Source organism: Bacillus sp. TH50, assembly GCF_016650565.1.
GTDB classification, from domain to species: Bacteria; Bacillota; Bacilli; order Bacillales; family Bacillaceae_G; genus Bacillus_A; species Bacillus_A mycoides.
On record NZ_JAEKFM010000008.1, the window covers coordinates 78,761 to 95,391 of the forward strand.

Below are 16,631 nucleotides of genomic sequence, written 5' to 3' on the forward strand. Positions count from 1 at the left end.
TTTATCTCCATATTTTTATTATTGAAAAAACTAAGTGTTAAATCAAATGCAAATATTCATATCGTTATTTCTTGATTATAAAATATAAAGAACCACCACTGCTAAATGGAACGCTATGCATGACCACCGTCATCCTAGTCCAGCGCTAATCTATTAGCAAAACATTGAACCCTTATTTCGAATGCCTTCTCTTTTTATCTTCTTTTTTCAACAATCTTTTGCTAATTTAATATTCAGTTGTATGTAGTGTTATCACCCTTAAATATATTTCCATGTAATCTAAATTTGATATTATGTTCAAGTGCAAAATACATAAGGGGGATTAGGAATATGGAAAGACCAGTTGTTATTGAGGAGTATACACCGGATTGGGCACTACAATTTAAAGAAGAACAAAGGCTAGGTACAATGGGAGATAAAGCTATTACAATTGAACATATTAGAAGTACATCTGTTGAAGGATTAGGAGCTAAACCAATATTAGATATTATGATTGGAGTTCATAATTTAATAGAAGTAGATGAGTTTATTGAACCTTTAAAAAAGATTGCATATGAATATGTATTTCATAAAGAGTTTCCAAACAGAAGGGTTTTTAGAAAGGGATTATGGAGAGCGGGAACACATCATTTGCACGTTTATGAACTAGGGAGTGAAGAATGGAACAGTAATATCTTATTTAGAGATTATCTAAAAAACCATCCTGATACACTCCAACAGTATTATCAATTAAAACAAAAATTAGCTGAAAAACATCATCATGATAGAGTCGCATACACAAATGAAAAAGCGCCATTTATAACAGATATTATTCACAAAGCTAAAAATGAAATTAACCTCCGCTAACGAATATCATGTAAATATATAAAGTTATCAAACGACTATATGAGGTACCGTCGCATCACCATAAAGATAAAGTTTTACACTATCCATTAAGTAAAAAAGACGTTATTCTTTTTGTAGAAATATACAGAAAGGATGGCGTTTTTGTATGAATCTATCGATTCAGGATGAGTTTCATTTGTTCGCTGAAGAACTACAGCGATATTTATCTCCTCATATTCTTCAACAACTTGCACAAGAGACAGGTTTTGTAAAACGTAAAAGTAAGTATGGCGCACGAGATTTGGCTGCTTTATGTATCTGGATTAGTCAATAGGTAGCAAGCGATTCTCTTACTCGATTATGTAGTCAGCTTTATGCAAATACAGCTACACTTATAAGTCCAAAAGGACTTAATCAACGTTTTAACCGATGCGCTGTTTTATTTCTACAGCGTGTATTTTCCCTTTTAATTAAAAGCCAACTGAACGATTCTTCTCAAATCTCAAACCAATACATTTCTTATTTTCAGCGTATACGTATTTTAGATGCTACTATTTTTCAAGTACCCAATCATTTGGCTCCTATTTATCCTGGTTCAGGAGGATGTGCACAAACAGCTGGTATTAAGATTCAGCTAGAGTATGATTTACATAGTGGAAAATCCCTCAATTTTCAAATGGAACCAGGTAAAAATAATGATAAAACCTTTGGTACAGAATGTTTGGATACCTTACGACCAAGAGATTTATGTATTCGAGATTTAGGATACTTTTCTCTAAAAGATTTAGACCAGATGGATCAACGAGGGGTGTTCTATGTTTCACGGTTGAAATTAAATAATAGAGTATATGTGAAAAATGAATCTCCAGAATTCTTTCGGGATGGGACAGTAAAAAAGCAATCTTTATATGCTTTACTTGACCTTGACCTTGAACATATCATGCATCAGATAAAACCAGGAGATACTTATGAAATTCGAAATGCCTATGTTGGACAACAAAAATTACCCTCACGAGTTGTAATATACAGACTCACATCAACTCAAGCTCATAAACGTAGGAAACAGCAAACTTATGTTGAAAAGAAAAAAGGGGTTACTTACTCTGAAAAAAGTAAACGTTTAACAGAAATCAATGTTTATATTACCAACATCCCATGGGAAATTGTTCCGATGGAACATGCTCACGAGATTTACTCTCTACGTTGGCAAATAGAGATTGTATTTAAAACATGGAAATCTCTTTTTGGTATCAATCATTGTCACAATATTAAGCGAGAGCGTCTAGAATGTCATCTTTATGGACAGTTAATCGCTATTTTTCTTTGTTCTTCCACTATGTTCAAAATGCGACAGCTGTTACTACAGAAAAAACAAAAAGAATTAAGTGAATATAAAGCAATTTATATGATTCAAGATCATCTGTACTTAGTATATGAAGCTATACAACAAGACACCCAAGAAGTATCAAAAATTTTTCTTCGTCTGTTTGACCTCTTACAGAAAAACGGACGGAAATCCCATCGATATGAGAAAAAGACAGTCTTTGATATTTTAGGTGTTGTTTATCAGTGCACTATATCCAATCTAAAGCAGAAAACTGCATAACCTTTAAAAATACACCTTATCAAGGTTTATTTGGAATGCGTATTTTTAGAAACAAATAAACAAAATATCAAGGATGTAGGCAACAAGAACGGAAGTTCATGAAATACCTAACCTTAGCTTGATGGGCATGTATAATGCCCCCTCCTAGTGAAGATCCATGCATAAACCTACTTACACATTTCTTTACGAACCCAAAAGAACAGACTATTGAAATAGTCTGTTCTTAAGGTAAATGATATAATTTTAGAGTTTATACACTAGAACCAATTGTTTATGGATCATAGTGCTAGTCCATTTATTATTTCCAAACCCATTTAGAATGTTCAATAAATGGGGGCAGATTATGTTGATATTCCGTATAAATAATATCATTACATTAATTTTCTTTCGGAAGTACAATCCCTTTATACAATTGAACTGTAATCAAGTAGTAAATCGAATAAATCACTACGAAAATAATAATTGGTAGCCAAATACGAAAGTACGGATCAGCCAAAAGAACGCTGAACATGTTTATACCAACTAATACGTGAACAATACCCACAATTGCTGGGACTAAAAATACGAAGAATAACTCTTTATAAATCGATTGTATTAATAACTCCCTGCGAACACCGATTTTACGAAGCATTTGATAACGTGTACTATCTTTGGATGCACCGGATAGAATTTTAAACATTAAGCAGCTTGCCATCATTGCTAAAAATGCAACTCCAACGAAAAAACCCATAAACATTAGTCCGCTGGCAAAATTATGACTCACAATATACGCTTGATACTTACTATCCAATTCTTCCGCTTTCACATTTTTATATTTTGCTATCTGTAATTCATCAAGTTTTTTCCATTCTTTTATGTATGATCCAAAATCATCTGTTTTCCCCATAAACACAGTACTTTCTTTACCCTTCAACCCATCGTATATGTTTTGATCTACAATTTTCATTTCATAATCAGGATACATATAATCTGGCTGGATCGTTCTGAAAGCCTGGATCCATTGTTTTGTGTTCGTCTCTCCTTGAACCCGTTTTATTGAAAATGCACCAATGGGTATTTCCTCTGAAACTTTCTCTATTTTCATACCTTGCAAGAAAGGGCGATTTTTTTCTACATCTTCTTTAAGATAATAAACATACCTATCATCAACTTTGTAATGATATTCATGTTTTTCTTGGAATAAGATACCACCCAAAATTTTCTTTTCTTCCGCTGTTGGATTATGAATGACTGAATCGTAAATTCGCATTTGATCTGTCATTTTTAGGATGTTGTTTTTAAATGCCATACCACAAGCAATTCCACCAGCACCAAGAGCCACTAAGATTGCTACTGTTGCAAGCACATTTGTTAGACCATTAATGCGGAAATTTAATTGTGCAAAAGTAAAAGCATTTAGGCCTTTTTCACTATGTTTTTTATTACTCTTTAGCTTGTTAATCATAACTGGGAGAAGTGATCCAAATATAAGGTAAGTACCAACGGTTGCTGTGATTAATCCAACGGCCATTAATCCCAAAACAATTAGCGAATTTGCATGAGAAATATAAATCAGTGATGCATAACCAATACCTAATAAAAGAATACCAAGGAATGCAACTACAACTGTCATTTTTCCTTTTACGGCGACACGTTCTGTTTGTGCATCTGCATGTACAAGTTGCAGTACAGAAATACGCGATAATTTAATACTATTCATAATTGCTGATACTATAAATAGTGCAAAGAAGAAGACGCAAGTAATAGTGATAGATGGCAGATAAAATGCTTTATAACCTTCACCAGTAAACTCGAGTTGTTTCATTAATAACTGACCGATACCTTCTGCAAGTCCTACACCAATTGTAATTCCAATCAAAAGAGATGTGGCACCTAATATGATTGTTTCGATAAACATAAGTAAGGTAACTTTATGCTTTTTTGCTCCTAACATCATATACATACCAAATTCTTTTTGGCGAAGAGCTGATAAGAAAGAGTTTGCATATAAAATATAGAAAAATGTGATAACCGCTAACAAAAAGGAACCAATTTTAAATACAGACACAATATCCCTAATAGAAGAGTTAGATTCAAGGAACGTTTTATTGGATGCTAGCGTTTGAAACATATAAAAAGTCGAAATAGAGACAATAAGACCAACAAGTAAAACAATATAATCTCGCAACTTACTTTTTAGGCCTGACATGGAAAGCTTAAATAACATGATTGAACTTCCTTCCTTACGCTTTTTGTGTGCCTAAGTTTGCAAGCACGTCTAAAATTTCTTTATAGAATTCTTCACGGGTACCACCACGATGAATTTCTTTATATAACTCACCATCTTGAATGAATAAAATACGCTGACAGTAACTGGCACTATATGGATCATGCGTAACCATCATAATGGATACACCTTGTTCTTTATTTAAGTTTGTCATCGCATCCAGTAAACTTGCTGCATTTTTAGAATCAAGCGCTCCTGTTGGCTCGTCCCCTAAAATAATTGCTGGCTCATGCACTAACGCACGTGCTGCTGCCGAACGTTGCTTTTGTCCACCAGATACTTCAGATGGATACTTTTGAAGTATTTCTGTAATTCCTAACATACCCGCTACTTTCTCGACTTTGGGTCCAATATTACGTGATGGAACACCTTGAAGAGATAGTGGAAGTGCGATGTTTTCATAAATAGACAGGTTTTCTAACAAGTTAAAATCCTGGAAGATGAATCCTAATTTTTGCGAACGGAAATCAGAAAGCTCACCTTGCTTCATTTTCGTAATATCCGTTCCTGCAATTTCAACAACGCCGCCTGTCGCTTTATCTAACGTTGAAATCACATTTAATAATGTTGTTTTACCAGAACCAGATGGCCCCATAATACCGACAAACTCCCCCTCTTGAATTGAGAATGATACACCTTTTAACGCGTACGATTGATTCTCACCTTTTTTACCGTACAATTTTTGAATGTTTTTTACATCTACAACTGGTTTTATCATATATATCCTCCTATGTTTGCTTTTTCATTTCTTTAAAATAAGCTGCTATTCATATTTGCTACTAACAAAATAGTCATGTTGCATTTACCTTTTCCATAAGGCTGTCACGATGTATCCAATTGAAAGCTGTAAAGAAAATTTTATTTTTAATTTCTCCACTCACCTCATTGCTTTGAATACATACATGATAAACTATGAAAATTAGGAAACACCCTGTAAAATCCTTAAGAATTCTTAAGTTTTATAAAAAAAAGCTTATGGAACCTGTAATTCCATAAGCCAATCTATTTGATTGGATGTTCAACAATAAAGGATATCCAACCTTCTTTATATTCTGCATGTATATTACCATGATGAAGTTCAACAATTCTTTTTGAGATAGCAAGTCCCAGTCCATTTCCTTGATCATTTTTTCTTGCCTTATCACCCCTGAAAAATCTTTCAAACAATTTATTAGGGTCGCTAACAGGCGGCTTCTCGACTTTATTTGATACTTTCAAAATTGCTTTGTTACCTATTAATTCAAGACATACGGATAATTCGGAAGGTTTCATGCTGTACTTTATCGCATTCATAAACAGATTTTCATATACACGTACCATTTTTTCTACATCCATGAAAATAGGTATTGTTTCTTCTGTTATTGATTTTTGAACGATTAAACTTTCCTTTTCAAATATAGGAATGTATTCTCCAACTATTTGCTCCAACAAACCTGATAAATCAACTTCATTAAAGTTTAACTTAGCATCTATGCCTGATAAACGAGTATATTCAAACAGCTCATCAATTAAATATTTCAGTCTCTGTGACTTTGAATAAGTGGTTTCAAGGTATTCCTGTAATTGTGTTTTACTGTTGTATTGCCCTCTTTTTAATAAATCTATATAGCCAATAATAGATGTTAACGGTGTGCGTAAGTCATGAGATACATTGGTTATAAGTTCATTTTTTGTACGTTCTAATCGTCTTTCCTGTTCAAATGTATTTTCCAATTCCTTGGACATATAGTTGATATTTTGAGCAAGTTGGGTCAATTCGTCCTTCCCCTTAATCCCAATTGTCAAACCCAGTTTTCCATTTGCAATATCATTTACATTATCCGAAATGAGCTTCAAATATACTATTTTCTTTCGAACCAATATCAAAAAAATTATTATAAAGTTAAAGATTGCGAACGCGAATAAGAACAACAATGCCAAATTGAATTCAAACATACCAAATTCTTCGTGTTTTACAAAAAATGGATCTATGACGTATGCCAAAATGAGGATTGTTAAACCAAATGAAATAAAAAAACTAACTGCAACAGCACCAAGAAGTTTTATAATGATCTTATTTCTAAAACTAACATTCTTCATATTTTATATCCAATTCCCCAAACAGTTTTAATATAAATAGGATGTTTAGAATCCTCTTCAATTTTGTCTCTTATTTTTGTAATATGCACCATGACGGTATTATCCGATTTATAAAAAGCATCTTTCCAAACTGCTTCATATATTTTTGCTACACTCAGGACAATCCCTTTGTTACGGGCAAGTAGTTCGAGTATATCAAATTCTTTTGGAGTTAGACTTGTTTCCTTTCCCCTTACCCATACTTGACGTGTATCTGTATTCACGGCTAAATCACCAATTTCTAGGATGCTTTTATTATGATCTATTGACGTATTGTATTTTTTAAACCTTCTTAATTGGGATTTTACCCTAGCGATTAATTCCAATGGGTTAAACGGTTTTGATAAATAATCGTCGGCACCAGAGGCTAGACCCTGAATTTTGTCTATATCCTCTGATTTTGCAGATAGCATAATGATAGGCATATTGCGGTCTTCCCTAATCTTCATGCAAGCTTCAATACCATCCATATCCGGCATCATAATATTCAAAATAATAAGATCAAACTCCTTTTCTTCTAACAGTTGTAAAGCTTCCATAGCATCTTCTGTCTTTTGAGTTTTCAGTCCTTCATTTTCCAAATATACAGAGATAAGATTTCTAATCTCTTTATCATCATCAACAATAAGAATTTTTGACTCCATATGATTCCTCAACATTTTTTCTCGTATTGAACAACTAAAGACATAAGCAGGGGAAACATTTCTATCTTACTTTCTTCAAATTAATTCCTTCAATTATTTTTTTCCAATAAACCTTGAATTTGGAAGGGCTGCAACAACTGATTTCTAGTTCATTATATACATAAAATTAAAAAGGTTAACTATTTTCATACTTAACCCCTCACAGGTTTGAATTCATAATCATATACTAGCATCCAAATCTTAAGAAAAAGGGGAAAAAGTTCTTAAGAATTCTTAAGCTTTCTACAGCACTTTGTCATAAGAATATGTGGTGAAAGGGAAATTAAGTTGTCTTAGTTTAAAAAAGGTAGAAAGGATAATGAATTGACTGGATAAATGGGAATGTTTAAAGCAACAAATAAAAGAAAAGTATAAAAAGCATAATGTAGATAGGCCCTTTGTTCTTGCGATAGATGGTTTAAGTGGTGCTGGGAAAACGACACTAGTACATCAACTAAAAAATATCTTAGATAATATAATACTTATCCATATAGATGATTATATTGTTGAGAAAGCTAAGAGGTATAATACAGGACACGATGAATGGTTTGAATATTATCAGTTACAATGGGATACTAATTATCTAAACTAGTCATACGTTTTTTTATTTCTTTAAAGACTATTTAACCATTAAGGTACCAGGCTAATTATTCCTGAGGATTAGGTGTAATAGATGCCGGAGCTGGTCCGCAAGTTACTGCAAAACCAAATAGTACCACTGGGTTTACGGATGTATGGTGACCCCTAATTGCTTGTTTTTTTATATAGGTCTATCAAAATACACATATCTCATTATTCTAATAAAATCTATTTTATTGATAAAATTTCACATCAATACCAAATTAATGGAAATAGATGTAAGATTAATTTGTAAGTAAATTTTATTAAGGAGTGATAATTGTGAAACGAGTAATTGGTGTACTTTCCACAGGTTTATTAGCAGGTGCAATGTTATTTGGTACTTCAAGCCCTCAGGCGTATGCGGAGTCCCCATCAAAGCCATACCAGGTAGTAACACCTGGAATTAATGGTGAACAAGCGACTATTGGTTTTGACGAAAAGTCAGATTTTGAAAATTTTTTAACTGCACATCCAGTTCCTAAAAACTTCAAGATTCAACCTTTAGCTCAAATTTATTCTACTTTTTATTACGATAACGATTTGAAAGGTTCAAGTTTTACTGTAAATGCAAGTAGAAACCCAGTTATTATTGCAAACTTTGGTGGTTCAAACAATGATAATGTTTCCTCTGTACTTACACATTCTTTTGGAGATTATACAACTATCTATGAACATAATAACGCCCAAGGACATGCACTTGCTATTGTAAATAACGGTGGATATATTAATTTGACTAGTTTTAGTTTGGGGGATGGGGCTAGAACTTGGAATGATGAGGCCTCTTCAGCAATTGTGAAATCTAATTGAAATGTATGATGTGGGGTTATGTTAACCAGGGGTACGGAAACGATTCAGGCCATTATTATGGGGAAGGAAACGTTGCGTACCGAACTTGCTACTGAAATGGGTATACAGAGGCTAGATTCTCTGCTTGAAATGGGACGTAAAAGCATCGAGGACGTGAGAGGTTACCTACATCAAATGGATTCTCCGTGTCAATCGCCTTCCTTGATTCAACCTCTACAAAATCTTGGAGCCGAATTTAAGGAGCACGCTCAGGTAAATGTAAGTTTTAGGATGTTCGGAGAGGAATATCAACTATCTCGGCAAGCGAAGATCGCATTCATTCGTTGCTTACAAGAGTCCCTAACGAATGCAGTACGTCATGGTCAGGGGACTGAAATTATAGTTTCATTGCAGTTTGAACAACAATATACGAGGTTAGAAGTTCAAGATAACGGAAAAGGAAATGTAGAATGGCAGGAAGGCTTCGGTATGAATGCGATGAAAGAACGGGCAGTGAATTTGCAAGGTCAATTGTCTGTATGTACAAAGCCAGAGGAAGGAATGCTTGTTACATGTACCATACCGCGACAAACTGAAATAAAAGATGGACTTATTCGTTTGTTAATTGTAGATGATCAGCCATTTGTTCGGGAAAGTTTGAGGAAACTACTCGATAGATATGAAGATTTAAGTGTAGTCGGTTTGGCTGAGGATGGCAATCAAGCCATCGATTTGTGTGGGCGCCTTCAACCCCATGTTATACTTATGGATTTAGATATGTAGCACATGGATGGAGTCGAAGCAACCAAAAAGATTAAGCAACAATGGCCACATATCCGTGTATTGATTTTTACAACTTCCCAGGATACCGAACAGGCGTTTGATTCAATTCGCAACGGTGCGGATGGTTTTTTACTCAAATCTATTGAAACATTGGAGCTAGCTAATACAATCCGACTTATTCACAAAGGTGGGACACTGATTGATCAGGGAATGTCTCACAAAATATTTGAGAAGCTTGATCAGCAAATCGAGACACCACAATCAAAAGCAACTGCTTATGAGCTAACAGCTAGAGAGATAGAAACATTGCAGTTAGTAGCAAAAGGACTTCGATACAATACGATAGCTTCAAGGCTATATTTATCGAATGGTACGGTCAGGAACTATGCTTCAACAGCTTACACAAAGTTAGGAGTGCGTAACAAGGAAGAAGCTGTCCACAAGGCTCTAGAAATTGGAATTATTGAATCAAGTAAGCTCATTCTTTCATTTTTAAAAGACTTAAATTCTATAACATACGCTTTAAAACCTTTAATACCTAGAACAAGGACTATAATTATAGAAATTATACTATTTCGTATTTATGTTTTTATAAAATAAAAAATAGGTGAATTGTAATCCCTGTTTGGGTATACATCCACCTATTTTTTTAATTTAATTAGCATGACCTAGTATTTGTATGATTTTATCAGCTTTGGAGTTTTGAATATGATAGTACATCTCTAACCCTTTTCTTTCAGCTTTCAGTGCTTTCCCTTTCATTTTGGATAAATGTTGCGATACTGTTGATTGTGGAATATCCAAAATATTAGTTAATTGTGTTACATTTAATTTCTTGCTCTTAGCCAATTCACTAACAATTTGTAGACGTATTGGATGAGCCATAACTTTTAATAGTTCAACGTTTTCTTCAGAAAGTAAACCTTTTACACTATCATTATTAAATTTGTTCATAATACTACCTCGCATTCAATTTATATTTTATTCGAATTTTTAATGTATATTCCTAATATTATTATATTAAAATTCTTTGTGCGTTTAACTATAAATTAATTATATAATTTCAACTTGTGCTATGTGCGGAGTTAATATGTGTTTGTCGTGAAGTTTTTTAGATGTGTTTAGTAATTAAAAAAGCTACAAAGAAATTTTATCTCTTTGTAGCTTTAAATTAATGAATTATGCAGTATAAAAATACTAGTGCCATCAATATACCCATTTTTAAAGTAAAGATAAGTGAATCTGATTTTATGATTTTAAAAATGAATGTGCCTGTAATTCCCCTATAACACTGACTCATCAGATCATGCTCTGACTTTATTATTATACTAATGTATATAACGGAAATCAATATTATAGTAATAAGTAGACTCCCCTGCTCTCCTTCGTTTTTATGCATTTTATATCATGAAAGTAATATCTAGAAATATATAGTTTTATAGTTTTGGTTATATACTTATACAAGTAATTTAGCCCTTTTTAAGAGTTGAAAATAAGTTGTATATAAGGAATGGTTGGAATGAAGAACAAATTTACACGTATGATCATGTTAATGGTGGTAATGGCCTTATCAGTTACAGCACTTGCAGCATGTGGAAATAATCGTGATTCCGAAGAAGTTGCTACAGCGTATTTCGAAGATGTAAAAGAAGGAAATGTAAAAGATTTTGGAGAGTTATTCACTCCTGAAGCGATGAAAATCGTTGCCTTTGTGGGCGGAAATGCAGAACTAATCAAATCCGTTAGCAAGGATCTTAAAAGCTATAAAATTCGAAAAATCGAAGAGAAAAATGAAATTGCTACAGTAACTGTTGATGCTGTATATAAAGGTAATCCTAAAAAAGTAATCGTAATTGAACTAGAGAAAACGGATGATGGTTGGAAAATTAGTAAATCATAAAAAAACGGTCTAGAATTCTAGGCCGTTTTTTAGTTTCCTCAATCTTCTTATTCGAAATCACGTAGACTAGCAAGTAATTCTGTAAGTGTTGAGCAAACAGGATATATTGCTTCCTCTATGTCTTCTTCCTCATGATCCCAGAATACGATTGTTGGTAAATCAGTGTTGTTTCGATAATCAAAGCATAGAAGATTGCCGAATGGATCTCTAGCAAAAGGATATATTTTGTCAGCTAATCTATCTTTCGTATTATTATATGTTTCTAGCAATGAATATTTTCTATCAGAATCTAAGGTTAAAAGATTATTAAGTGAATTTTCATCTTGATTTGGAATATTAAATGTATCTGGCGTTGGATATCCACCATCATATTCTTGTACACACTCAAGAAAATCATTAGGAAATTTAATATTTAAGTATTGTTCCAATTGTTTAATTTGGTCATCTGTTACTCTTTTTTCATTTACATTAATCCATGTAATGTGACTCATGGCTAAGTACCTCCCCTATCTTTTCCCCAAATTTTATATCCACCTGTATGACCAGTATCATGATGAGTCTGATAATCTACAAGTTGCATCCTTCCAGTGTCTTGATGATGATGCCATGTATAATGCTCTGGAGTTTTTCCTATTTTAAATAATTGAATTTCTTCATCCGTAAATTTTAAAGCTAATTCAGTCTTTTCATAATCTATTAGTTTAGGATTTTGAAAAGTTTTTAGTTTACTATAATCTAAATATGTATACTACATTTCTTGTTTTTTCATAATTTATTATAGTTTGATATGCTGTTTTTTATTATGAAAATTTCAAATAAAGCTTGTATGCTTTTTGATGTATTCCGTGATATATGTCTGCCCGAACTCTCTAGCATTCTCATAGGCCTACCAAGTTCCAAATGAAGTCTTTGTATTTATAATCCTGGGATCCTTACCTCTCATTTCTTTCTTTAAACTTTTTTCAACTTAAATAAAACGCTCTTAAAATTATCTGTAATATTTCCCTCTATTTTCTATATTATATATATAAACCCTTTTTTGTAACTACAATGAATTTTTTCCGGAACGGACCCAAAAAAAAACGACCTCTCAAATTCATCTGTAAATAACATTATCATCTTAGGTAATGCATTTATACCTGATAGTTAAAAAGTCTCTTGAAAATAAAAATAGACCCCTTATAACGTTTTTGTGTTTTTTAGGGGTCTATTCTCACTAGAATTTCTATTCTTCTATGTCTTCTTTTACTTCTGCGGATAAAATGTCTTCAGCAAACTTCTTGTAGCCATTATATCCTTTCTTTGCAGCCTTTTTCTTTATTGCTTCTACTACCTTTTCATCAAGATATAGACTTAAATGCTGCTTTTTTTCTTTCGACTCCTCTTTTGATCTATTTTCAATTCTTTCTTTGAAAATTTCCAGATCGTTTTTTAAGTACAATCGTTCAGTAGATTTCCCTTTAGCAATCTCTTTAAAGGGCAATATCCCATTTTTAGCTGCATTATGAACGTAAGTCTTAGATTTATTTAGAAATTCAGCCGCTTCTTTTAATGTTAAAGAGTCTTTGTATAATTCCTCTAACCTTTTTACATCTTCTTGCTCAAAACGATATCCACCATCTGCTTTCCAGGTATCCAGATTGATAGGTTCGATGTGTTTATACTTAATTAGATAGCCTAATTGATTTTTTGTTAGACCTACCCTATCGCATACCTCTTCTAAAGATAAATAGTCCATTTCTCACCTCATCCGAAACTTTCATTCTAGCTGTTGTTTAAATTTTCTTAGTTGATACTTTGTTAAACCTGTTTCTTTTACTACATCTGTGATTGAATACTCCTTATACTGCAGATACTTAAGTGGATTTTCCATATAACGTTCTCGTACCTTATTAAATGTACTCTTTTTCGATAAAGAATTCAATTTCTCTCCTTTCTCTCGGATGGAATCGAAAATGGGACAACCTTTGCAATGTTTGTAGTTTCTTTGTTTTGCCTGTTCTTGCTCATCTGTACAATTCACTGATAGGTTGTTCAGAGGGCAAATTGAACAATGGGTATCTTCTAAATTATAGATTTCATGTAAAATTTTCCGACGAAGATTAGCCAAAAAAATCTCCTCCTACCGCACTTGGATTGAAATGTACAAAAAAACAATTTAAACATTTCCATTATACATCATCTAAACAGAAACATTAAATATTAAGGTAAATATATATATTTAACCATTTCATTTTATACCACAATAAATAATGCATTTATTGTGGTATAATTAGAATCATAAAAATTTATATAAAAATTATTTGTTTAAATATTTCATTCTACTAAAGGTTGTGTTTAAATTTGAATATTATAAATTACGAACATAGTAACCAACTTGTAAAATCAAAATCAGATTTTTTTGATAGCAGTCATTTTGAAAAAATTATGGGTATGGGCATCAGGAATATTGACTATTCTAAATTAAGTGAAGAATCATTGGTTTATTTATTTCTACACGATGAACCTTCTTTAACGAAAAAAAGAAGTGAACGAACAAAAAAAATTTATCTGCATGACCTGTCTCATTTTCTTCACTACATAAAAGAAACAATCGGAACCATTCACGATTTATCCCATAATGAGATGGAAATCTACTTCTATCAACTAAGTAAGAAGTATGCTGCCACTACATTACGTCGAAAGAAAACGGTAGTCCAGCAGTTTCTAAAATACGTTTATGATAACACTGGTCTCTCAGATGACTATAGTAGTCGTCTCAAAAAAGTATCTGTAAAAAAAGAAGAGCTGGTCAATCGTGACCTCTTTCCTGAAGAAGTAAATGAAATACTAGATGCACTGAAGAAAACAAATTTCTTTATGTATACATTGTTTTTCCTTCTTACGACTACTGGACTCCGGATTGAGGAAGTTGCAAACGCAAAATGGGCAGATCTTGTATTCCATTCCTCATTAAATGCTTATCTCTTGCGTGTAGTTGGGAAAGGAAATAAAGCCAGGGAAGTTCGTATTTTTGAAGATGTACTCGACGATATCTGTCGCCTTCGTCAATTGCGTAAACAAACAAGTGAATTGGACGCCTCTAGTACATCTGCTTTTCTACCTAAAGCCGATGGCTCTTACTATAGGGCCGACTACTTATCAAAATATGTAGCAGAAAAGATTGAAGAAACAAACTTACCATTTTTACGTTACCGAAAGGATAGAATTACCCCCCATACCTGCAGACATTTCTTTGCGAATCATTTGATGGGAAAAGGTGTCGAACTTAAGAAAATACGTGACTATTTAGGACACGAATCTATTATGACGACGGAACGCTATTTAAGGGAACGTACAAGACGTCAAAACTTGGCCACAATAGATATAGGAAATTCATTGTTTTAGTAAACATATATAATAGGAAGATTCTCGATTTGATGTATCGATTTCTTCCTATTTTTTCGCGTATAGAATTATAAATGGCTTTCTATTATCACAACATCAAGACTAACTATTACAAATAAAAATAATTTATGACTTATTATAAGTCATAAGGATGCAATTTAACTTTTCTGTTTTACACTAACGTTATAAATCAGAAAGGAAATGTGATGATATGTCTCAACTAAGTAAGCGACTTGCTGAGTTGAGAAAAACAGGGATATACTCAATTCGATGTAGCATATCGCCTGAATATCGCACGTACCACATATGCCAATTGGGAAGATGGAAAAACTGACCCAGACCCAGACGCAGATTCAATCATGAGTATTGCAGACTTATACAATGTATCCATTGATGAATTGTTTGGACGAAGCGCACCTCTAGAAAGTAAATTAGAATCAATTAAAGTAGCAGCGTCAGATCTATCCCATCAAAAACAACAGGAAGTTTTTGATGTTCTTATTGATTATACTAATTTCATTAAAAAACATTTCACTAAATGGATTTAAGTTTTTCATATAGCACCTTTTATATGACTTGTGAACTTTTATTGTATTTTAATTTAAATTTATATATATCGAAAATACGATTTATTATGTTAGAATGATTGTGATATGAAAGATTGCTGATATATTTGTTATTGTGAAAGTAATGTTAGTAAAGTTATGGTGTTTCAAGTTGAAGAAAAAAGACATCTTATCGTTAAAGATGTCTTTTTTCTTTTTGTGGATGAATATATATAATTAGGTTAAATAAAATTTTTAATGTAATTAGCTATGTCACTAGAAAACAATGCCATAAATGTAACGATTATATACATAGGTAATAAAGATTTTGCTTTTTTTTCTCTCATCTGCTTCTTCTTTATGAAGAGTGATATTGTAAAGAGATGTAAATATAGTTCCGATAAAGACAAATACCAGGATTATTTTCTGAAGTAAGAAAGATTGTTCTTCAGCCATTTTTATGAGAGTTCCAACGTCAGCTTTTAATATGGTTTAGTGCTAAGTAAAATGATCTTATTTCACTAAGTGTTGCTGAATCTCCTTAATTAAAAGTTCAGCCCCTTCAGGACTAAGAGCAATTTGTTCATTACCTAATGAAATATTCTTTTCTGAAATATCACCAGTTATTATACAAGCATCATATGACTTGTATTTTTGTAATATTATCATCTCACCGTCAACAAATATTTCTATAGGATCTTTTTCTGCAATTCCTAATGTTCTTCTTAACTCTTTCGGAAGAACAATACGCCCTAATTCATCTATTTTACGTGTAACACCTGTTGATTTCATGTTATACCACCCTTTTATTTGTTTTTCTAAATCATTCAATTCTTTTAATAAATTTTCATGTTAGCTATAAATCACATATGGACAGATGGACTAAATGATGTATGTTTGTTATCATTTGCGTTTAATACTACAATTTTATCTACAAGATTAATAGCTTTATCCAACGAAATATTTTTTTCATAACATTTATAGCCTAGTTCCAAAGTTAAAACCGTAGCCTCACTTAACAGATATTGTTTTTGAATTTCATCAATTTCTTTCCCTGTTTTACGAATGTTTATATACTGTTCTATCGATATATTTTTATATTCCTCTCACT

16 protein-coding genes and 3 pseudogenes are annotated in these 16,631 nt (G+C 32.5%); 7 read left to right on the forward strand and 12 right to left on the reverse strand.

Annotated features, from left to right (window positions below; all coding sequences use genetic code 11):
- Nucleotides 1-330 precede the first annotated feature (330 nt).
- Nucleotides 331-846: a GrpB family protein gene (locus tag JFU23_RS28405; protein ID WP_201033355.1), complete on the forward strand. Its 516-nt coding sequence runs from the start codon at nt 331-333 to the stop codon at nt 844-846.
- A 145-nt stretch (nt 847-991) separates the two neighbouring features.
- A pseudogene (locus JFU23_RS28410) lies at nt 992-2,431 on the forward strand (IS4 family transposase).
- Between the two features lie 376 nt (nt 2,432-2,807).
- Here the strand turns inward: JFU23_RS28410 and JFU23_RS28415 are convergent.
- The 4 genes from JFU23_RS28415 to JFU23_RS28430 form a co-directional block, all read right to left on the reverse strand.
- Nucleotides 2,808-4,637 (reverse strand): FtsX-like permease family protein, encoded by a 1,830-nt coding sequence (locus tag JFU23_RS28415; RefSeq protein ID WP_201033356.1) that lies wholly within the window; start codon nt 4,635-4,637, stop codon nt 2,808-2,810.
- A gap of 16 nt (nt 4,638-4,653) precedes the next feature.
- Nucleotides 4,654-5,415 (reverse strand): ABC transporter ATP-binding protein, encoded by a 762-nt coding sequence (locus tag JFU23_RS28420; protein WP_201031347.1) that lies wholly within the window; start codon nt 5,413-5,415, stop codon nt 4,654-4,656.
- Between the two features lie 284 nt (nt 5,416-5,699).
- The gene (locus JFU23_RS28425) at nt 5,700-6,776 is read right to left on the reverse strand and encodes a HAMP domain-containing sensor histidine kinase (protein ID WP_201031346.1); all 1,077 of its coding nucleotides are present in this window, start codon (nt 6,774-6,776) and stop codon (nt 5,700-5,702) included.
- Nucleotides 6,773-7,459, reverse strand: a complete 687-nt coding sequence (locus JFU23_RS28430; protein ID WP_201031345.1) for a response regulator transcription factor — start codon at nt 7,457-7,459, stop codon at nt 6,773-6,775. Before JFU23_RS28430 ends, JFU23_RS28425 begins: the two co-directional genes overlap by 4 nt.
- A gap of 939 nt (nt 7,460-8,398) precedes the next feature.
- On the opposite strand from JFU23_RS28430, the gene JFU23_RS28435 reads away from it, so the two are divergent.
- Both JFU23_RS28435 and JFU23_RS28440 read left to right on the forward strand, forming a co-directional pair.
- Nucleotides 8,399-8,926, forward strand: coding sequence for a hypothetical protein (locus tag JFU23_RS28435; RefSeq protein WP_201033357.1), 528 nt, complete (start codon nt 8,399-8,401; stop codon nt 8,924-8,926).
- A 48-nt stretch (nt 8,927-8,974) separates the two neighbouring features.
- Nucleotides 8,975-10,156, forward strand: a pseudogene (locus tag JFU23_RS28440) (response regulator); the annotation flags it as partial.
- A 186-nt stretch (nt 10,157-10,342) separates the two neighbouring features.
- Here JFU23_RS28440 and JFU23_RS28445 read toward each other — a convergent pair.
- Nucleotides 10,343-10,642: an ArsR/SmtB family transcription factor gene (locus JFU23_RS28445; RefSeq protein ID WP_201033358.1), complete on the reverse strand. Its 300-nt coding sequence runs from the start codon at nt 10,640-10,642 to the stop codon at nt 10,343-10,345.
- Between the two features lie 565 nt (nt 10,643-11,207).
- Between JFU23_RS28445 and JFU23_RS28450 the strand changes: the two genes are divergently transcribed.
- Entirely contained in the window at nt 11,208-11,588 is a 381-nt protein-coding gene (locus tag JFU23_RS28450) for a nuclear transport factor 2 family protein (protein ID WP_201033359.1), read from the forward strand.
- A 47-nt stretch (nt 11,589-11,635) separates the two neighbouring features.
- Here the strand turns inward: JFU23_RS28450 and JFU23_RS28455 are convergent, their stop codons facing one another.
- The 4 genes from JFU23_RS28455 to JFU23_RS28470 form a co-directional block, all read right to left on the reverse strand.
- Complete coding sequence (locus JFU23_RS28455; RefSeq protein WP_201033360.1) at nt 11,636-12,079, reverse strand: SMI1/KNR4 family protein; 444 nt, start codon at nt 12,077-12,079, stop codon at nt 11,636-11,638.
- Between the two features lie 2 nt (nt 12,080-12,081).
- Complete coding sequence (locus JFU23_RS28460) at nt 12,082-12,285, reverse strand: HNH endonuclease (protein WP_374191764.1); 204 nt, start codon at nt 12,283-12,285, stop codon at nt 12,082-12,084.
- Between the two features lie 528 nt (nt 12,286-12,813).
- Nucleotides 12,814-13,326: a helix-turn-helix domain-containing protein gene (locus JFU23_RS28465; protein ID WP_201033361.1), complete on the reverse strand. Its 513-nt coding sequence runs from the start codon at nt 13,324-13,326 to the stop codon at nt 12,814-12,816.
- A gap of 21 nt (nt 13,327-13,347) precedes the next feature.
- The gene (locus JFU23_RS28470) at nt 13,348-13,698 is read right to left on the reverse strand and encodes a zinc-finger domain-containing protein (RefSeq protein WP_201033362.1); all 351 of its coding nucleotides are present in this window, start codon (nt 13,696-13,698) and stop codon (nt 13,348-13,350) included.
- Nucleotides 13,699-13,931: 233 nt separating this feature from the next.
- On the opposite strand from JFU23_RS28470, the gene JFU23_RS28475 reads away from it, so the two are divergent.
- Nucleotides 13,932-14,975: a tyrosine-type recombinase/integrase gene (locus JFU23_RS28475; protein WP_201033363.1), complete on the forward strand. Its 1,044-nt coding sequence runs from the start codon at nt 13,932-13,934 to the stop codon at nt 14,973-14,975.
- Between the two features lie 211 nt (nt 14,976-15,186).
- Nucleotides 15,187-15,523, forward strand: a pseudogene (locus tag JFU23_RS31125) (helix-turn-helix domain-containing protein).
- A 273-nt stretch (nt 15,524-15,796) separates the two neighbouring features.
- On the opposite strand, the gene JFU23_RS30340 reads toward JFU23_RS31125, so the two are convergent.
- From JFU23_RS30340 to JFU23_RS31130, 3 genes are all read right to left on the reverse strand, one after another.
- Nucleotides 15,797-15,976: a hypothetical protein gene (locus JFU23_RS30340; protein WP_242483557.1), complete on the reverse strand. Its 180-nt coding sequence runs from the start codon at nt 15,974-15,976 to the stop codon at nt 15,797-15,799.
- Nucleotides 15,977-16,033: 57 nt separating this feature from the next.
- A complete protein-coding gene (locus JFU23_RS28485) occupies nt 16,034-16,312 on the reverse strand; it encodes an AbrB/MazE/SpoVT family DNA-binding domain-containing protein (RefSeq protein WP_201033364.1) in 279 nt (92 codons plus the stop codon).
- A gap of 71 nt (nt 16,313-16,383) precedes the next feature.
- Nucleotides 16,384-16,611: a hypothetical protein gene (locus JFU23_RS31130; protein WP_002187128.1), complete on the reverse strand. Its 228-nt coding sequence runs from the start codon at nt 16,609-16,611 to the stop codon at nt 16,384-16,386.
- Nucleotides 16,612-16,631: the final 20 nt, after the last annotated feature.